Consider the following 18,558-nt stretch of genomic DNA (forward strand, 5'->3'; position numbering starts at 1 on the left):
CGGGACCCACTTTTCGGGATCATGCTCTAGACTTCGAAGTTCATCATCTTGCGCATCACCATGATGCCGATCGACATCCAGACCAGTGAGCAGCCGATGATCAGGTGGCCGGTGCTGGTGGTGAAGAGCGGCATGATGTAGTTCGGGCTCGACAGGTAGACGAGAAAGGCCACGACGAAAGGCAGGGCGCCGATGATGACCGCGGAGGCCTTGGCCTCCATCGAAAGCGCCTGCACCTTGGCCTTCATCTTCTTGCGGTCGCGCAGCACGCGCGAAAGATTGCCAAGCGCCTCGGAAAGATTGCCACCGGCCTGCGACTGTATCTGGATCACGATGCCGAAGAATCCCGCCTCAGGGCAAGGCATGGTCTCGGCCATGCGGATCGCCGCATCGGGGATCGACATGCCCATCTGCTGCGAATCGATGATACGGCGAAACTCGGTCTTTACCGGTTCCGGAGATTCGTTGGCGATCAGGCGGATGGCATCATTGAGCGGCAGGCCCGACTTGACCGCCCGCACGATGATGTCGAGGGCGTTCGGAAACTCGGCGAGGAATGCTTTGACGCGCCGGCCGCGGCGAAACGCGACGAACCAGCGCGGCAGACCAAGGGCGCCGGCCAGCAACGCACCGGGAAGGATCAGCAAGGGCGCACCGGCCATATAGGCGAGAACGGTGAGTACGATGCCGCAGACGGCCGAGTAGATGTAGAAGCGCTCGATGGAAATCGTCATGCCGGCTTGGCGGATCTGCGCCTTCAGCGGCGGCTTCCTGACGTTGCGATCGTTGGATTTCTGCTTTTCGTCGAGCTGCTTCAGCGAATCCTGGACGGACTTTCGCCGCTTGGTTGCTTCGGCGGCACGATCACGCGAGGCCTTGACGACGGAACGGTCGGTTTCGGCAGTCTTGATGGTCTCGAGGCGCTTGCCGACCTGCTTCTCGTTGCTCATCCGGGTGAACAGGAAAGCATAGGCGACCGCGCCGGCGCTGGAGCCGGCCAGCACGACAAACGCCAGTACGGTGGTATCAATTCCGAACATCGACCAGGACCCCTACGCCTCCAGATGCGTCAGTCAGCGCGTTTCTCCATGGCCTCGAGCGCCGTGGCGAGGCGCTGTTCCTCGCCATAGTAGCGGGCGCGATCCCAAAAATGCGGACGGCCGATGCCGGTCGAGACGTGCTCGCCCAGCAGCCTGCCGTTCGAGTCCTCGCCCTTGATGTTGTAGAGGACGAGGTCCTGCGTGATGATGACGTCGCCTTCCATGCCGATCACCTCGGTGATGTGGGTGATGCGGCGTGAACCGTCGCGCAGGCGGGCCGCCTGTATGATCACGTCGATCGAGCCGACGACGATTTCGCGCACGGTCTTCTGCGGCAGGGAGTAGCCGCCCATGGCGATCATCGATTCGATACGGTTCAGGCATTCGCGCGGGCTGTTCGAGTGGATGGTTCCCATCGAGCCGTCGTGACCGGTGTTCATCGCCTGCAGCAGGTCGAAGACCTCCGGTCCGCGCACTTCGCCGACGATGATCCGCTCCGGCCGCATGCGCAGGCAGTTCTTGACCAGATCGCGCATGGTCACCTCGCCCTCACCCTCGAGATTGGGCGGGCGGGTTTCGAGGCGAACCACATGCGGCTGCTGCAATTGCAACTCGGCCGAGTCTTCGCAGGTGATGACGCGTTCCTCGCGGTCGATGTAGTTGGTCAGGCAATTGAGCAGCGTCGTCTTGCCCGAGCCGGTGCCGCCCGAGATGACGATATTGCAGCGGACACGGCCGATGATCTTGAGGACCTCGGCGCCTTGCGGCGAGATGGCGCCGAACTTGACCAGCTGGTCGAGCGTCAGCTTGTCCTTCTTGAACTTGCGGATGGTGAGCGCGGTGCCGTCGATGGAGAGCGGCGGCGCGATGACGTTGACGCGGGAGCCGTCGGGGAGGCGGGCATCGCAGATCGGGCTGGATTCGTCGACGCGGCGGCCAACCTGGCTGACGATGCGCTGGCAGATGTTGAGCAGCTGCTGGTTGTCGCGGAAGCGGATGCCGGTCTGTTCGACCTTGCCGTTGACTTCGATGTAGACGTTCTTGGAGCCGTTGACCATGATGTCGGCGATGTCGTCGCGGGCGAGCAGGGGCTCCAGCGGACCGTAGCCGAGCACGTCGTTGCAGATATCCTCGAGCAGTTCCTCCTGCTCGGCGATCGACATCGCGAAATTCTTGATCGCAATGATGTCGTTGACGATGTCGCGGATTTCCTCGCGCGCGCTTTCGGGATCGAGCTTGGCAAGCTGCGACAGGTCAATCGTGTCGATGAGCGCGGAGAAGACCTGGCTCTTGGTGTCGTAGTAGCTTTCGCTGCGCTCGCGCTGGACCTTCTTCGGCGGCGGCGCCAACGGCGGCGGCTCGACCGGGCGTCGGGCGGGTGGGGCAACGGCGGCACCAGGTTGCGGCGACGCAGGGGCCGGCCGCGCGAGAACCGCCGTGTCCGCAGGCACGGTCGCAGCCGGCGCCGGTGCCGGCTGACGGAATTCCGGATTGAACCGGTTGCCGTCGTCTGAGCCTCTCTTACCAAACATGATCGACTACCAATTCCGCTGCTTGAGCGTCACTTCTTGTTGCGTGAGAGCTTGCCCAGGAGCATGCTAAGACCTGCCTTCTTCTTGGCCTTGATTTCGCTGCGCCCGGTCAGCACATGGGCGATCTCATTGACCAGGCCGACGATCGGGCTCTTGGCATCCATCTCGCCAAGCATGCGCCCGTTGTTGGCTGCGTTTCCGAACAGGAGCGGTTCGAATGGGATGACCGCCATCGGCGTGATGCCGAGCGGCTCGGCGAAATCCGACGATCCGATCTCGGGACGCTTCGGCACGCCCGCCTGATTGATGATCAGCCTTGGCGGCGGATCGTTCGGGCGAAGCCGTTTCAGCATGTCCACCATATTCTTGGTGTTGCGCAGATTGGCCAGTTCCGGCGTCGCGGTAATGACAATCTCGTCAGCCTTGATCAGGGTGCTCTTGGCCCATCCCGTCCAGACGTGCGGGACATCGAGCACAAGCAGCGGTGCGCTGCGCTGGGCCGTGTCGATCAGTTGCGAAAAAGCGTCGGGATCGAAATCGTAGACCCGCTCGAGCGTCGACGGAGCCGCCAGCAGCGACAGGTGCTCGGCGCATTGCGCCAGCAACCGGTCCAGATAGACCTCATCGACGCGCTCGGGCGAAAATACAGCTTCGGCGATGCCTTGTGCCGGATCCTGATCGAAGTTGATGTTGGCCGTGCCGAAAGCAAGATCGAGATCGGCCACCACAACTTCGGACTTGAACAGCGTCGACATCGCCCAGGCGACATTGTGGGCAATGGTCGAGGAGCCGACGCCGCCCTTGGCGCCGATGAAGGCGATCGAACGGCCGATCGGCTCGGCCTCCGGATCGACGAAGATCGACGAAACCACGCTGACGATGTCGGTCATCGACACCGGCGCGATGACATATTCGGAAATACCGGAGCGGATGAGTTCGCGGTAAAGGCCGACATCATTGTAGTGGCCGATCACCACGACCTTCGAGGTCGGGTCGCAATATTCGGATAGCTGGGCAAGCTGCTCCAGCAGCTGCTTGGGCTCGCTGCGCGATTCAAGCAGGATCAGGTTCGGCGTCGGCGCCGACTGGTAGAACTCGATCGCCGTGGCGATGCCTCCCATATGGACCTTCAGATGAGCCTTCGCCATGCGGCGATCCTCACCGGCGAGCTTGACCGGATTGGCGACGCCCTCGGTCTCGCAAAAAGCCTGGATCGAGATGCGCGGGACCGGCCGCAGGGCCTGCATCGCGGCAATGTCCTGTTGCGAGGTTTCTGCGCCATCTACGGGAGTGTCATAGGCAAGATTGCTCATCGTCATGCTCTTTCCGTGACTTGCGCCGCTCAGTAGGTCACTTCCGAATTGCCCAGGAACTCGTCCGAAATGCCTCTGCTGCGGTACGTGTCGATCACCGCGCTGCGATTTTCGGCATCAATATCGGAAGACTTGCGCGGGCCGAGCAGATCGGCCGGATTGGCCATCTGAGCGGCAAGGTTGTTCTGATACGAGCAGCCGAAATCGGCATAGTGCTTGTTTTCCGACGTCTGCGCCAGATCGTCGGGCCAGCGTCCGCATTTGTCGGTCTGGGCTTTCACCGAGATGTAGGCGACGCGCACAGGCGCCGATGCTTCGGCGGAAACGGACTGATAGGACGTCATCACGATCCGGTTCCGCTTGATGCCGCTGGCGACCGCCAGCCTGGCGAAATCGCGTCCCGCCGCGGCCGCCGCGATCTCGTTGGCCGAGCCAACCGGGATTGCGATCGTCAGCGCCGGAGCCGCGCTCCGGTCATAGCCGTCCAGAAAGCCCAGAAGCGTGTCACGCTGTGAGCCGGTCATGCCGCGGTCGCCGGCGCCGACCGGAAGATCGATCTTCTGGTTCTTCTCGGCGATCATGATCGGGTGGTTGGTGCGATAGTCGTCCGGAATGGCGCCGACCGTGACGCTGTCGCGCTTGAGGTTGGCGCAGCCGGCAAGCGATGCGACGAGCAGGACCGCCAGGGCCGGAGCGACCGTCCGGTGGATCCGCTCGCGGCCGGACCCTGCGGCGGTGATCATCATGGCCTTTGATGCTGACTGGAACATGTCCGCTTCCCCGCTCACTTGTAGATGAAGCCGACAACGCCGTGGTAGCGGCCGTTGGGCTTGTCGGTCTGCATTGTACCGAAGACGCGATTGACGCGGCCAAGGAACATGCCGGCGCCATCGCTCGGCGCGTTGAAATTGTCGTCCGGCTTGGCCAGATCGTTACGCGCCACCGGCCGCGCCAGATAAGGCGTGATGATGACGACGAGCTCGCTTTCGTTGCGCACGAAGTCCCGGCTACGGAAAAGCGTGCCAAGCACCGGAATCTTGCCTAGACCGGGAAATTGGGTAACCGCCTGCCGAACATCGTCGCGAACGAGGCCGGCGATCATCATGGAGCCGCCAGAGGGCAGTTCAACCGTTGTGTCGGCCAGGCGCTTGCGAAGCGAAAGCACATTCATGCCCTGTTGCTTCACACCAGCTGAAAGGGCCACCGATCCTTCGAGTGTCGGTTCCGAAACCGAGGTCCTGACTTTCAGACTGATGCGTCCAGGCGATAACACGACCGGCTGGAATTCGAGGCCGATGCCATACTCGATCTTCTGCAACGAATAGGTGACGTTGCCGTTGTTGTCCGGGATCGTCTGGCTGTTCGCAATATTGTACTCGCCACCGACCTTGAAGGTTGCTTTCTCACCGGAGACAGCAGTCAATGTCGGCTCGGCGAGCGTCTTCATGACGCCAGCTTGCTCCATCGCGTTGATGTAGCCCTGCAAATTAGAGGTTGCGAAACTGAGGCCCGAATGCGACAGCGACTTGCCGAGGCCGGTGAAATTGTCACTGATCGCGGTCCAGCTGATGCCGTTACTGCCACCACTTCCGATCATGTTGACACCAAGCTGCTTCATCACCACGCGGCTGACTTCGGCGACGGTCACCTTGAGCGTCACCTGGTCGTCGCCGATGATCTGCAGCAGGTTGACGATCTTAGAGACGCGGCGTACCTGGTCCGGGTTGTTGATGTCGACGCCGCCATTGGCGTCACCGCCGGCCGCGGTCTGCGAATACTGTCCCGTCGTCGCTTCACCGCCGGAGACGAAGATGGTTGCCAGGTCGACCGCGCGCTTGGCATCGAGAGGGGTGTCGACGGATCCGGTCAGAACGACGTTGTCGTTCAGCAGTTCGACCTTGATCTCGGAGGATGGGATGAAGCGCTTGAGATAGTCCTCCAATCCGGCGACGTCGCGTTCGACCGCCAGATCCAGGCTGACGATCTGCTCGCCATTGGGACCGAAGACAAAAATATTTGTCTCGCCGACGGCCTTGCCGAACAGATAGATTCGCCTTGCGGTGCGGGTCACCGCATCGGCAACCGCGGGATTGGCGACGAGAATGTCATAGGCATCGCTCGGCAGGTCGATGACCACCGATTTGTTGAGGCCAAGCTTGACGCGCTGGGTGGCAACGGATGCCGTCACGCCGGCACTCCTGTTCGCAGCCTTTGCTTCGACAAGGCCAGGCGCGTTCGTACCGACCAGGAACAGGCCGATTGCCACCGCCATCGCGAACGGCAGTTTACCGTTTAGCCTCATTTCCTTGCTCCCACTTCGGAAACTTCGCCCGACTTGATCAACCGCACCGTTCCGCGCCGACCGTTGCCGGAAACGAGATAGTCAGCCTCGCCCAAATTCTTCTCATGAGCGTCCGTGATCGGACGCAGAGCCAGCGTCAGACGATCGGCCATCTGCTGCGCAACCGTGATGATCTCGGCCTGCTGTGGCGTCAGCTCCAGCGTAGCGGTCTGGCCGACCCTGGTCTTCTTGCCTTCCTCATCCTCCTGGATGGTCTGGTCGATCGCCAGGACGCGGATATTCTTCAGGATGGTCTCGGTGGTGAAACCGTTGCCACCGCTCCCGGTATCGGAGCGGCGCGTCATGATGACGTCGACGAAGTCATTGGGCAGGATGAAGCCGCCCGCGGACGTGTCGGCCGATATCGCGGTCGCGACGGCGCGCATGCCGGAGGGCAGGATCGACGACATGAAGCTCTGTCCCTCGCCGATCAGCTTGGAACGCCGCAGCGGCTCGCCGGTGTACATCGCCACGCGGGCAACGGAACCCTTCAGCTTCTCGACCGCATCGGGCTCCGCGGCGCGGGTGATGAAATTGGCGTTGACGCCGTTGGACGGCCACGACTCCCAGCTGATGTTGTTCTCCAGCGGATTGCCCATGCCGACATCGCCCGTCAGGACAAGCACGTCCTGCAGGGCGATGGCCGGCGCTTGCGGAGAACCGACGATGACCTGAGGCGGCGAAGTCGCCACCATGTTCTTCGCCACATATCCTGCACCACCCGCGGCGGCCACCGCCACGCTCAGAATGATCAGTCGGGATGCTGGCATCTGTCCGAACCCTCGCCTTTGGCAAACCACCTAGCCAAGGGGGACTTTGCAGCCGCAATCGTCAAAACAAGGTTAATGTAATGCTTACGATCGTGATTAATTTAAGGTTTACATAAATTAGAACGAACTGCCGCTGGCGCGCAAAAAAGGCGGCCAGGCCGCCTCTTCGAAAGCGAAACTAGATAAAGATGGCTAAGCCGCCAGCCTTGCCAGCGCCCACACCATCAGCGGCGAGTCCGGATAGGTGAGCAGTCCGCCAATGCCAAGCGCGACGCCATAGGGAACGCCGGACGTCTCGTCTGCGAAATGGCGCAGGAACGGGTTGTGGCCCGTATAGGTCGCCAGCGGCGATTTCCTGTAGACGAGGATGGCGATCGTCAACAGGCCACCGATGATTGTCGACGCCACGAGGTATTCGACAAGGTGAATGTTGAGCCCCATCCAGATGGCGGTGGCGGCCAGCAGCTTGGCGTCGCCGCCTCCCATGCCGCCGAGCGCGAACAGACCGAACGTCACGGCCAGCACAAGGCCACCGGCGGCGAAATGCCAGCCATAGGTTGCCCAATCCATACCCGTCAGCGGCGCGACCAGGGCAAAGACAGCCACAAGCAGCACCGGCACGCGATTGGCGATTGTCATCGACAATGTGTCGGAGATCGCGGCGAAAAGCATGCAGAACGGAAAGACGACGAAGATCAGGGCTTCAAGCATGGGCGCGGCGCCTGTGGTCAAGATGTACCTGGCAGCAGCCTAGGCATGTTCGATTAACGATTGATGAGGCCGGGACTTCAAAAGCGCCGGAGATCACAAAATGCAGACACCATAAAATAAAGGGCCGCCCGAAAGGCGGCCCTTTTGTTTGCAAGCAACCAGGTTGCTTCGGTATTACGAGGCGTTGACTACTTCGGCGATGTTCTCGAACTTGGCGTTCAGAGCATTGCCAAGGGCGCCGGCGCCGACCATGATGGCGAGCGCGATGAGAGCAGCGATCAGACCATATTCGATGGCGGTCGCGCCGGATTCGTCCTTCACAAAACGTGCGATCAGGTTAGACATTCGAGAGCTCCTACTCCACGTGTTACAGCACTTCCGTCAACTTCTCTTGCCGGTTGATCGGATGCTGCCAATCTAGGGAGAAGCTCTTTCGATCGGCTTAATAAACAGCCTTACCGATTCCTTTCCGGCACCGAACCCGTTGCGTGGTTAACCGTGCGCTAAACGCTGGGAACGTGGACCGGCAGGCAGGGAAAGGGCGGAGATCGGCGTACCTTCAGTATTGCTAAAACAGTCCAGGCTGTAGCGCTCCGCGAGTTCGGCGCACCAATCCTTATCGCGCCCAGCCCAGGTTTAACCGTTGGTTCACCAATCTCGTTCATGTTCCGTTGAACAGTTTGCCGCCTTGGAGCGTCTCAATGACCGGGTCGAGATCGTCATTCGCAGTTGCCGCGCTTCTCGCCGCCTCTGCCTTCGTCATGCCGGCCAGGGCCGGATCCGGTATCGAAGTCACGATGAACCAGGCGAAGATCGTCAAGTTGTCGCGCGCCGCCGACACCATCGTCGTCGGCAATCCGGCGATCGCCGACGCCGCCGTTCAGGATGCCTCGACAATCGTTCTGACCGGCAAGGGATTCGGCGTCACCAACCTGGTTGTCCTGGACCAGGACGGCAGCCCGATCATCGACGAACAGGTCACGGTCGTGCGGCAGGACGCGTCTTCGGTCAGAATCTACAGGCGCTCCGAAATTCAGACCATGTCCTGCACGCCCTATTGCGAGAGCTCGTACAAGAGCGACAGCGAGAAGGCCTCGGAAGCCGAGATGAGCGCCGGCCACTGAGCGCTCCGGCTGTCGGCACTTGGCGCGACGGCCGCCACACTTGGCTCGACGGCCGCCACGGTTAGTGGCCGGTTAAGGGCGTCTCGACGAATTTAGCGGTCATCAAAACTGGGTTTCAATGGGTCTTCGCTAATGTGCCCGCGACACCGCACACGCATCGGCAGGAACGGCACATGAGCAGGGATCCGGCACCCGAAGACGGCAATCGCAGCAACAGGCGGCCAAGGTTCCGCTCCCGTTTCCTGGGCGATGGTTTCCTTGGTAACAGGCGCGGCAGCACGGCGATAGAATTCGCCATGCTTGCCGCTCCGTTTGCAGCCCTCGTCTTCGCCATCCTCGAGAGCTGCATTTCATTTGCCGGCCAGGAAGTGATGGCCAACGCCACGGACGATATCGCCCGTCAGTTGCGCACCGGTCAGATCAAGAAGGCCGACGTCACCGAAGCCTCGATCAAGCAGCTGATCTGCGACAGGCTGAAAATCATGGTCGGCGACAATTGCCCCGGGTCTGGGTCAACTGCTCCACTGCTGGTGGACCTTCGAGAGTATCCGACCTTCGCCGATGCCGCTGCGGCGAGCTTCAAGATCGTCAACGGCGAGATCGAGCTGACACAAGGCACGAATTCGACAAGCTTCGAGGTATCTCCCGGCCTGGCGGAATCGAAGAACATGCTGCGGGTTTTCTACAAATGGCCTGTCATGACAGATTTCATGGCCAAGTCGATGGCCAATCTCAACGACGGCAAAACGCTGCATTTCGCGTCCGTGACTTGGCAGAACGAACCGTTCGACAACTGAGATTGCAGGCTTGCTTTGGCAAAACGGGGGTAAAGGCATGTATCGTGCGGGGGCACACCGGGGGATTTTGGCAGTCTGGGCAAGGGCGATGCGGTTCTGCGCCGACCGACGCGGCGTGGCGGCCATCGAGTTTGCGTTCATCGTGCCTGTCCTGCTCGTCATGTATTTTGTGACCATGGAGGCTTCGCAGGCCATCGAGACCAGCAAGAAGGTCAGCCGCATCGGCAGCATGGTGGCGGATCTCGTCACGCAGCAGAATACAATTTACAAGGCAGATCTCGATGCGATCATGAAGATCGGTACATCGACCTTGAAGCCCTACAACCGCTCGACGCCGAAGATCATCATCACGGCGATTCAGATCTCGACGGATGCGACGCCGACGGTGAAGGTCGTGTGGTCGCGCAAGCTGGTCGATGGTACGTCGAGCGTCGATGCCGTCAAGGAAACTCCCACCACAGTTCCCGCCACGCTGAAGGTTGCAGGCACTTTTCTTATTCGTGTCGAAAGCGATCTTGCCTACGAGCCGGTCATCACCTGGTCGGCGGACGGCCAGCAACGGCTTGGGTTGACCACGGCCTTCAACAAGATATCGATGGGCGAGACTTATTATCTGCGCCCCCGTCGCAGCACGACGATCCCCTGCAGCGACTGCTGAGACAGCGTCTTCCCGACTATTGCTGGCCGCTTTTGCCTGAAACCAGCTTCACGATGGCCGCGGCCATCGCATAGTCCTTCGAGGAAGCGACGGCGAACCCGCCGGAGTGCGCCGCCTCCAGCAGATCGTAGACATCAGGTGTCATCGACTTGAGGTTGGTGAGGAAAACGGTGAGCCGGCGCTTGGCCTCGGGGTCGAGGTCGCTGCGGACGGCATGCGGGCCGTATCTGAGCAAGCCAGACGTCCATACGACCTGAAGTTCACTCTTTGAAAGACCCGCCGCTTCAAGCCTCGCCACCGTGCCGGCCGGTTCGGCCAATCGGTCGTCCAGTACCGCTGATTGCCCGTCCAGGACAGCCGGTTGGCCGTCCGCCATGGCTTTCTCCCAACCGAACAGGGCATCGGCCTGGCCGTCGATCAGCATCGCTTCGGCCGCGGCGGCCGAGGCGGCGTGCACAAGATATGGCGCGTCCTCGCTGAGCTCGACGCCATCCGCCTTGAGCCCGGCTAGCGGCAACAGAGAACCGCCGATGCTGTCGGAAGGCGCTATCGCGATCCGGTGTGACACCATGGCCGCAAGATCCGGAACCTTGCCGTCGCGCGTCACGAGGACGGAGCGGATGCCGATGGCGCCATCGGCATCGACCGGCGCCACGAGAGGTTCGACGCAGCCGCAGCGTCGCGAGGCGGTGGCGTAGGCCGTCGCCGAATAGACCGCGTACTCGATCCGGCCACTTGCCTGCGCCTCGATTAGCGCCGCGTAGTCGCGGGCGACGACAAATTCCACCTTCATGCCGAGCCCCTTGGTATAGGCGTCCGTCAGCAGCGCCAGGCCCGGAACGGTGTTGCCGCCGCCGGGTTCGGCGACGATGCCGATGCGGAACGTGCCGATGTCATCGCGCCAGTCGGCACGCGCCGCGTTCGACCATGATGCGGCCAGCAACGCAAATGCGGCCGCGCATGCCTTCAAGGCGGACCTCACCGAAAATGCGCCGCCATGTCTCATCACTGCCCTGCCCGCGTCGGCATCCGGTCTCGCCCCGTCTATCGCGCCCAAGCCGTTGCCGTTTGGTTTCCGAATTGCCAATGGCGATGTGGAACCCTATGTCTGGGACCGCAGACAGGCAACACGATCCCATTCGATGGCACGCGCTTTCCTCTTCGTTCTCGATTCCTTCGGCATCGGCGGCGCCGCCGATGCCGAGCGCTATGGCGATGCCGGCGCCAACACGTTCGGGCACATCGCGCTGGCCTGCGCAGAGGGCCGCGCAGATCGCGAAGGCCTTCGCAAGGGGCCGCTCGCCGTGCCAAACATGGTCTCGCTCGGTCTTGCCCGCGCGGCGGAAACCGCGACCGGATTCCGGTTCGACGGCGGCAGGATGCCGCTTGCCACGGCTTTTCATGGCGCGGCGCAGGAGGTCTCGAGCGGCAAGGACACGCCCTCGGGCCACTGGGAGATCGCTGGCCTACCGGTACGCTTCGACTGGGGCTATTTCCCCGAGACAGTGCCGGCTTTTCCGGCCGAGCTGACGCAGGCGATGATCAGGGACGGAAAGGTGCCCGGCATTCTCGGCGATTGCCATGCTGCGGGAATCGAGATCATCGAGCGGTTCGGCGAGGAGCATATCCGCTCCGGCAGACCGATCTGCTACACGTCGGTCGATTCTGTCCTGCAGATCGCCGCGCACGAAGTGCATTTCGGGCTGGAGCGGCTTTACGAGTTCTGCAAGGTGGTGCGCGGGCTGGTCGATCCGCTGAACATCGGCCGGGTGATCGCACGGCCTTTTGTCGGGGAAACCGTCGCTACCTTCGAGCGCACCTATAACCGCCGTGACTATGCGGTGCCGCCGCCGGAACCGACGCTGCTCGACCGGCTGACAACGCGCGGAAGCAAGGTCATCGCGGTCGGCAAGATTGGCGATATCTTCGCGCATCGTGGCATCTCCGAAGTGCGCAAGGCGGCTGGCAACATGGCGATGTTCGACAAGGCGCTGGGTGCGATGGACGACGCCGGCGACGGTGATCTGGTGTTTGCCAATTTCGTCGATTTCGACACCGAGTTCGGCCATCGCCGCGACGTCGCCGGCTACGCGGCCGCGCTCGAAGCCTTCGACCGGCGTCTGCCCGAGGCGCTTGCCAAACTGAAGCAAGGCGACCTTCTCATCCTCACAGCGGACCACGGCAACGACCCGACATGGCGCGGCACCGACCACACGCGCGAACGCATTCCGGTGATCGGCGTCGGACAGGGGCTTTCAGGGGGCGACGTCGGGCTCAGAACGACCTTCGCCGACATCGGCGAAACCGTCGCCGAGCATCTCGGGCTGGCGCGTGGCCTTCACGGCACTTCTTTCTATGCGACGATAGGTGGCCATGCCCGAATTGCCTGAGGTCGAAACGGTCCGGCGCGGCCTGCAACCGGTTCTGGAAGGCGCCCGCCTCGTTGGCGTCCTGGCGCGCCGGCCCGATCTCAGGTTTCCGTTTCCCGAAAAGTTTTCCGAGCGGCTGACCGGCAAGACCATCACGGCACTCGGCCGGCGGGCCAAATATCTCACCATGCATGTCGAGGGCGGGCCGGTGCTGATCTGCCATCTCGGCATGTCGGGCTCGTTCCGCATCGAGACGTCAGATGGCAGCGAGACGCCGGGTGTATTCCGTCACGAGCGTTCGAAAAGGGCTGCGCACGATCATGTCGTGTTCGATGTGGTCTCAGCCGACGGTGCCCGCTCCCGCGTGATCTTCAACGACCCGCGCCGCTTCGGTTTCATGCTGTTTGCCGAAGGAGCGCCCGACACACATCCGATGCTGGCCGGACTGGGTGTCGAGCCGACCGGCAATACACTGGACGGCGCTCTGCTCGCCTCGCTGCTCGAAGGCCGCCGTTCGCCGTTGAAGGCAGCGCTTCTCGACCAGCGGCTGATCGCGGGACTTGGCAATATCTATGTGTCGGAGGCGCTGTGGCGCGCCGGCCTGTCGCCGCTGCGTGAATCAGGCACGATCGCCAAGGCTGGAAAGAAGGCGGCGGCGCAAAGCGAACGCCTTGCCGGGGCGATCCGTTCGGTCATCGCCGATGCAATCGCCGCCGGCGGATCGTCGCTGCGCGACTATGTGCAGACGGACGGCTCGCTGGGCTATTTCCAGCATTCCTTCGCGGTCTACGACCGGGAAGGCGAGCCATGCTCAACGCCCGGCTGCGGCGGCCACATCGAGCGCATCGTGCAAAGCGGGCGCTCGACCTTCTATTGCCGGACCTGTCAGCGGTAAGCTAGGACCAGTCGACAGCAATCGGCAGGAACGAGGAGGCGAAGCCATGGCCTATGAAACCATCATCGTGGAAACGCGCGGCAAGGTCGGGCTGATCACGCTGAACCGACCCAAGGCGCTCAACGCGCTGAATTCCCAGGTCATGGCGGAGGTGATGGCGGCCGTGAACGGGTTCGGCACCGATGCCGCGATCGGCGCGATGGTCATCACCGGTTCCGAGAAGGCGTTTGCGGCGGGCGCCGACATCAAGGAAATGCAGGCGATCACCTTCGTCGACGCCTATGTGCAGGACTTCTTCGTCGGCTGGGAGGAACTTACGCGTACGCGAAAGCCTGTCATCGCCGCGGTCGCCGGCTATGCGCTTGGCGGCGGCTGCGAACTGGCGATGATGTGCGATTTCATCATCGCGGCCGACAATGCAAGGTTCGGCCAGCCCGAGATCACGCTCGGCGTCATGCCCGGCATGGGCGGATCGCAACGGCTGACCCGCTTCGTCGGCAAGTCGAAGGCCATGGACATGTGCCTGACCGGGCGGATGATGGATGCGGCGGAGGCCGAGCGCTGCGGCCTGGTATCGCGCGTCGTGCCCGCCGGCGACCTTCTGGAGGAAGCGCTGAAGGCAGCGGGCAAGATCGCCGAGTTTTCGCTGCCGTCGGTGATGATGACCAAGGAGGCGGTCAACCGCGCCTATGAGACGACCCTTGCCGAAGGGCTTCGCTTCGAAAGGCGCCTGTTTCACTCGCTGTTTGCGCTGGACGACCAGAAGGAAGGCATGGCCGCCTTTGCCGAGAAGCGGAAGCCGAATTTCACCAACCGCTAGGCGGGTCAAAAAGAAGGCCAAGCGGCGTTGACGCGCCGGAAAAGCTGAACTATAAGCCGCTCCAACCGAGGCGGCCTTTGGCTGCCCGTTTGTTTTTTGCGCCCTGCGGCATCCGCATGCGCCCACCAGATCAGAAGAGAGGCATCATGGCCAATACCTCCTCGGCCAAAAAGGCAACGCGCAAGATCGCCCGCCGCGCGGCGATCAACAAGAACCGCCGCTCGCGTGTTCGGACCTATGTCCGCCAGGTCGAAGAGGCGCTGGCCGCCGGCGACAAGACCGCCGCGTTGGCCGCGTTCAAGGCCGCCGAGCCGGAATTGATGCGCGCCGCGACCAAGGGCGTGCTGCATAAGAATACGGCATCCCGCAAGGTGTCGCGCCTAGCCCACCGGCTTAAGGTGCTGTCGGCCTAATATACATTTAACTAAACTTGGCTTGTTCAAACCCGGCGGATCCCGCCGGGTTTTTTCGTTTGCCGGCAAGTACTTAAAAAGAACGCCCGCAAAGCGCGTCTGGCTTGGATTTCAAAGTCCGGAATGGTTTGCCGGCATATACATGCGCGCTGATACCCGGTTATGCCGAAAGCGGCAGGGTCGGCAATTTCGGCTGACACAAATTCCATATATTTTTCAACAACTTGCAGATGGTGGTCCACAGCTTGTTCACATCGCATCCGGGCGATGGGGGACAAGTTGCTGTCAAGAGAATTATTTCAGAAAATTTCGCGCCGGGTGGCCGTTTTCATATTCGCCGGAAAAGGGTTTGAATCACAATGGCTTTATCAAAATGTGCCGTTGCGGCATCTGCTCCGAACCCGTCTCCGCTAACCAGATTCGTTAAAAATCCGTTAGTCGTGGCCTTGCCCTATCCACAGCGATTTCGGTAATGTCCCTCCATCGAAGGGACGGGCTTTTGGCTCTCACCTAGCCTGAATTGGCCAGCACAAAATGGCAGAATTCATGACGTGGATCAATTCCGCGAACGGGCTTGGTTTGTCTTTTCGAGGCGGTAGGGGACTGGCGTAACTGTACATGGCAGGTCGATGGTGCCGGCGTTTTCGCCGGATGGCATCGTATTGCCTGGTGTGTCGAGAACGGCCCGGCTTGCAAGAGCCGGCACCGGTCCCTTTGTGACGAGGCGATGTTCACCTGCCGGCGGCGGCGGTGGTGTCGCAGCAAAGATACGGTCGTCGGAAACATGGATGCAGGAGGCGCATCCCCGGCGGAAAAAGGGTACAAAAGGACAAGGAACTCGATCATGCAGAGCGGCACCGAGAGGGAGTTAAAGAGCGAACTCCCATTCCCAGCAACATTTGTCGGAGGGGACGGCATGGCGGCTTCCAGCGACGCGGAACAGAAGTTCGAACGCGTCAAGACCCAGCTGAAGGCACGTCTGGGAGTCGAGGTCTATTCAAGCTGGTTCGGCCGCATGAAGGTTGCCGAAGCATCCCGTGGCATTGTGCGCATTTCCGTGCCGACGGCCTTCCTGCGGTCCTGGATCAACGGCCATTACCTCGACCTCATAGCGGAACTGTGGAAGCACGAAGATCCCGAAATCCTCAAGATCGAGATCGTCGTGCGCACCGCCACGCGCCAGGGACGCAACGGCGTCGAGCCGGAGGCCGTTCCGGCGCGCAAGATGACCAGGCAGACGCAGACGACGCTGGCCGCCGGCACTGCGGGACCCGGCAGGGTGGAACGAGTGCCGGCGCCGCGCCAGGGCACGCCCATCGAAGCCGAATACCGGCACAATGTGCTGGGCTCGCCGCTAGACCCACGTTACACCTTCGGCTCCTTCATCGAAGGCCCGTCGAACCGGGTGGCTTTCGCCGCCGCCAAGGCGGTGGCGGAATCGCAGTCGAGCGCGGTGCGTTTCAATCCGCTCTTCCTTCATGCAACGGTCGGGCTCGGCAAGACGCACCTTTTGCAGGCGATCGCGGCCGAATCCCTGCGGCACAATCCGAAGTCGCGCGTCGTCTATTTGACGGCCGAGTATTTCATGTGGCGCTTCGCCACCGCGATCCGCGACAACAACGCGCTGACGCTGAAGGAACAGCTGCGCGACATCGACCTCCTGATCATCGACGACATGCAGTTCCTGCAGGGCAAGTCGATCCAGCATGAATTCTGCCATCTGATCAACATGTTGCTCGACAGCGCCAAGCAGGTTGTGGTTGCCGCCGACCGGCCGCCGTCGGAGCTGGAATCGCTGGAGCCCCGCGTGCGCTCTCGCCTCAATGGCGGCGTTGCGCTCGAAATGTCGGCGCCCGACTTCGCCATGCGGATCGGCATGCTCAAGCTGCGTCTTGCCACCGCCAAGGTCGATGACGCCTCGCTCGATATTTCGGAGGAGATCCTCAACCATGTCGCCCGCACGGTGACCGGCAGCGGGCGCGAACTCGAAGGCGCCTTCAACCAGCTCTTGTTCCGCCAATCCTTCGAGCCGCAGATCAGCATCGATCGCATCGACGAGATCCTCGGCCATATCTACCGTTCGGGCGAACCGAAGCGGGTGCGCATCGAGGATATCCAGCGCATCGTGGCGCGCCACTACAATGTGTCGAAGACCGAGCTTCTGTCCAACCGGCGCACGCGCACCATCGTCAAGCCGCGGCAGGTCGCAATGTACCTGTCAAAGGTGATGACGCCGCGTTCGCTGCCGGAGATCGGGCGGCGTTTCGGCGGACGCGACCACACCACGGTGCTGCATGCCGTGCGCAAGATCGAGGATCTTTCCGGCAACGACAACACGCTGGCGCAGGAACTGGAACTGCTGAGAAGGCTGATCAACGACCAGGCCTGATCGGGTGGGAAACGCCGGCTGGCGCGCCGTGCCGGCTTTATCCCCAGAAAGCCCGCGTAACCGGCCTGAACCGGTGGCGCGGGCTTGCGTTTGCAGGTTTTTTCCTGTCAGCTTACGCAGATTCTGAGCCTGTTCAGACCTTTCGCGGGGCGCCGCCAGCCGGAGACCCGCTCATCCATTCAAGCGAGCCTGTTTCGTCATGCGTGTTATCCTGGAACGGTCAAATCTCCTGAAGTCGCTCAACCACGTTCACCGCGTGGTCGAACGACGCAACACCATACCGATCCTGTCCAACGTGCTGCTCAGCGCCGAAGGCGCCAGCCTTGAAATGAAGGCGACGGACCTCGACCTCGAGGTGACCGAAGCGACGCCCGCCAAGGTCGAGCGCGGCGGGGCGACGACGGTGCCGGCGCATCTGCTCTACGACATCGTGCGCAAGCTGGCCGACGGGGCGGAGGTGATGCTGAAGACCGATGAGGACGGCAACGCCATGACGGTGACGTCGGGCCGTTCGAGCTTCCGCCTGCAATGCCTGCCGCAATCCGATTTCCCAGAACTCTCGGCCGGCTCCTTCTCGCATATCTTCCGGCTCGATTCGGTCGGTTTGAAGGGCCTGATCGAGAAGACCCAGTTCGCCATCTCGACCGAAGAGACGCGCTACTATCTGAACGGCATCTACCTGCACACGCATGAGGCCGGCGGCAAGCTGAAGCTGCGCTCGGTTGCCACCGACGGCCATCGCCTGGCGCGCGCCGAGATCGACGCGCCGGCAGGCTCAGAGGGCATGCCCGGCATCATCATCCCGCGCAAGACGGTCAGCGAGTTGCAGAAGCTGGTCGACGATCCGGACGTCGCCGTGACCACCGAATTGTCGGATACCAAGATCCGCTTCACCATCGGCAGCGTCGTTCTGACCTCGAAGCTGATCGATGGCACCTTCCCCGACTACCAACGCGTCATTCCGACCGGCAACGACAAGCAGCTGATCATCGACCGGCAGAGTTTCGCCGCCGCCGTCGATCGCGTCTCGACCATTTCGTCCGAGCGCGGCCGGGCGGTGAAGCTTTCGATCGCCGAAGGCCAGGTCACGCTCGCGGTCAACAATCCGGATTCGGGCAGCGCCACCGAGGAACTGGCGGCCGATTATTCGTCCGATCCGATCGAGATAGGCTTCAACGCCAAGTATCTGCTCGACGTCGCCGCCCAGCTGACCGGTACGGAAGCGAAGTTCATGCTGGCGGATGCCGGTTCACCGACGCTGATCCACGACATGGCCGACGAAACCGCTCTTTACGTGCTGATGCCGATGCGGGTGTAGGCCCGAACGAGGCCTATGCGAGAAATCACCCCTCTTCGTCCCGCCGGACATCTCCTGCTCATCGAGGG

The 18,558-nt window shown here is 61.9% G+C and carries 18 protein-coding genes; 9 read left to right on the forward strand and 9 right to left on the reverse strand.

What is annotated here, in order from left to right; translation table 11 throughout:
* Positions 1-26 precede the first annotated feature (26 nt).
* The 8 genes from AC1RUK_RS24105 to AC1RUK_RS24140 form a co-directional block, all read right to left on the reverse strand.
* Positions 27-1,040, reverse strand: a complete 1,014-nt coding sequence (locus AC1RUK_RS24105) for a type II secretion system F family protein (protein ID WP_481838643.1) — start codon at positions 1,038-1,040, stop codon at positions 27-29.
* A 29-nt stretch (positions 1,041-1,069) separates the two neighbouring features.
* Positions 1,070-2,572 (reverse strand): TadA family conjugal transfer-associated ATPase, encoded by a 1,503-nt coding sequence (locus AC1RUK_RS24110; RefSeq protein ID WP_436170725.1) that lies wholly within the window; start codon positions 2,570-2,572, stop codon positions 1,070-1,072.
* 29 nt (positions 2,573-2,601) lie between these two features.
* Positions 2,602-3,885 (reverse strand): CpaE/TadZ family protein, encoded by a 1,284-nt coding sequence (locus AC1RUK_RS24115; RefSeq protein WP_481839410.1) that lies wholly within the window; start codon positions 3,883-3,885, stop codon positions 2,602-2,604.
* 29 nt (positions 3,886-3,914) lie between these two features.
* Positions 3,915-4,655, reverse strand: a complete 741-nt coding sequence (locus tag AC1RUK_RS24120; protein ID WP_481838642.1) for a CpaD family pilus assembly protein — start codon at positions 4,653-4,655, stop codon at positions 3,915-3,917.
* A gap of 14 nt (positions 4,656-4,669) precedes the next feature.
* A complete protein-coding gene (locus AC1RUK_RS24125; RefSeq protein WP_436170723.1) occupies positions 4,670-6,187 on the reverse strand; it encodes a type II and III secretion system protein family protein in 1,518 nt (505 codons plus the stop codon).
* Complete coding sequence (cpaB, locus tag AC1RUK_RS24130; protein ID WP_481838641.1) at positions 6,184-6,996, reverse strand: Flp pilus assembly protein CpaB; 813 nt, start codon at positions 6,994-6,996, stop codon at positions 6,184-6,186. Before cpaB ends, AC1RUK_RS24125 begins: the two co-directional genes overlap by 4 nt.
* Before the next feature lie 192 nt (positions 6,997-7,188).
* Positions 7,189-7,707, reverse strand: coding sequence for an A24 family peptidase (locus AC1RUK_RS24135; protein WP_481838640.1), 519 nt, complete (start codon positions 7,705-7,707; stop codon positions 7,189-7,191).
* A gap of 174 nt (positions 7,708-7,881) precedes the next feature.
* Positions 7,882-8,052 carry a Flp family type IVb pilin gene (locus AC1RUK_RS24140; RefSeq protein ID WP_436170720.1) on the reverse strand — a complete coding sequence of 57 codons (171 nt, stop codon included), beginning with the start codon at positions 8,050-8,052 and terminating at the stop codon, positions 7,882-7,884.
* Positions 8,053-8,408: 356 nt separating this feature from the next.
* Here AC1RUK_RS24140 and AC1RUK_RS24145 point away from each other — a divergent pair, with 356 nt between their 5' ends.
* The 3 genes from AC1RUK_RS24145 to AC1RUK_RS24155 all read left to right on the forward strand — a co-directional run bounded on the left by AC1RUK_RS24145 (position 8,409) and on the right by AC1RUK_RS24155 (position 10,286).
* The gene (locus tag AC1RUK_RS24145; RefSeq protein ID WP_481838639.1) at positions 8,409-8,831 is read left to right on the forward strand and encodes a pilus assembly protein N-terminal domain-containing protein; all 423 of its coding nucleotides are present in this window, start codon (positions 8,409-8,411) and stop codon (positions 8,829-8,831) included.
* A gap of 173 nt (positions 8,832-9,004) precedes the next feature.
* Complete coding sequence (locus tag AC1RUK_RS24150; RefSeq protein WP_481838638.1) at positions 9,005-9,628, forward strand: TadE/TadG family type IV pilus assembly protein; 624 nt, start codon at positions 9,005-9,007, stop codon at positions 9,626-9,628.
* 37 nt (positions 9,629-9,665) lie between these two features.
* Positions 9,666-10,286: a TadE/TadG family type IV pilus assembly protein gene (locus AC1RUK_RS24155; protein WP_481838637.1), complete on the forward strand. Its 621-nt coding sequence runs from the start codon at positions 9,666-9,668 to the stop codon at positions 10,284-10,286.
* A gap of 16 nt (positions 10,287-10,302) precedes the next feature.
* Here AC1RUK_RS24155 and AC1RUK_RS24160 read toward each other — a convergent pair whose 3' ends face one another.
* Complete coding sequence (locus tag AC1RUK_RS24160; RefSeq protein WP_481838636.1) at positions 10,303-11,268, reverse strand: phosphate/phosphite/phosphonate ABC transporter substrate-binding protein; 966 nt, start codon at positions 11,266-11,268, stop codon at positions 10,303-10,305.
* A 160-nt stretch (positions 11,269-11,428) separates the two neighbouring features.
* On the opposite strand from AC1RUK_RS24160, the gene AC1RUK_RS24165 reads away from it, so the two are divergent.
* The 6 genes from AC1RUK_RS24165 to dnaN all read left to right on the forward strand — a co-directional run bounded on the left by AC1RUK_RS24165 (position 11,429) and on the right by dnaN (position 18,490).
* Positions 11,429-12,676, forward strand: coding sequence for a phosphopentomutase (locus AC1RUK_RS24165; protein ID WP_481838635.1), 1,248 nt, complete (start codon positions 11,429-11,431; stop codon positions 12,674-12,676).
* The gene (gene mutM / locus AC1RUK_RS24170) at positions 12,660-13,550 is read left to right on the forward strand and encodes a bifunctional DNA-formamidopyrimidine glycosylase/DNA-(apurinic or apyrimidinic site) lyase (protein WP_481838634.1); all 891 of its coding nucleotides are present in this window, start codon (positions 12,660-12,662) and stop codon (positions 13,548-13,550) included. Before AC1RUK_RS24165 ends, mutM begins: the two co-directional genes overlap by 17 nt.
* 46 nt (positions 13,551-13,596) lie before the next feature.
* Complete coding sequence (locus tag AC1RUK_RS24175) at positions 13,597-14,370, forward strand: enoyl-CoA hydratase (protein WP_481838633.1); 774 nt, start codon at positions 13,597-13,599, stop codon at positions 14,368-14,370.
* 146 nt (positions 14,371-14,516) lie between these two features.
* Positions 14,517-14,783, forward strand: a complete 267-nt coding sequence (rpsT, locus tag AC1RUK_RS24180) for a 30S ribosomal protein S20 (RefSeq protein ID WP_006202948.1) — start codon at positions 14,517-14,519, stop codon at positions 14,781-14,783.
* 916 nt (positions 14,784-15,699) lie between these two features.
* Positions 15,700-17,172 (forward strand): chromosomal replication initiator protein DnaA, encoded by a 1,473-nt coding sequence (gene dnaA, locus AC1RUK_RS24185; protein WP_481838632.1) that lies wholly within the window; start codon positions 15,700-15,702, stop codon positions 17,170-17,172.
* 199 nt (positions 17,173-17,371) lie between these two features.
* A complete protein-coding gene (gene dnaN / locus AC1RUK_RS24190) occupies positions 17,372-18,490 on the forward strand; it encodes a DNA polymerase III subunit beta (RefSeq protein WP_436170713.1) in 1,119 nt (372 codons plus the stop codon).
* Positions 18,491-18,558: the final 68 nt, after the last annotated feature.

This window comes from Mesorhizobium monacense (assembly GCF_056781675.1).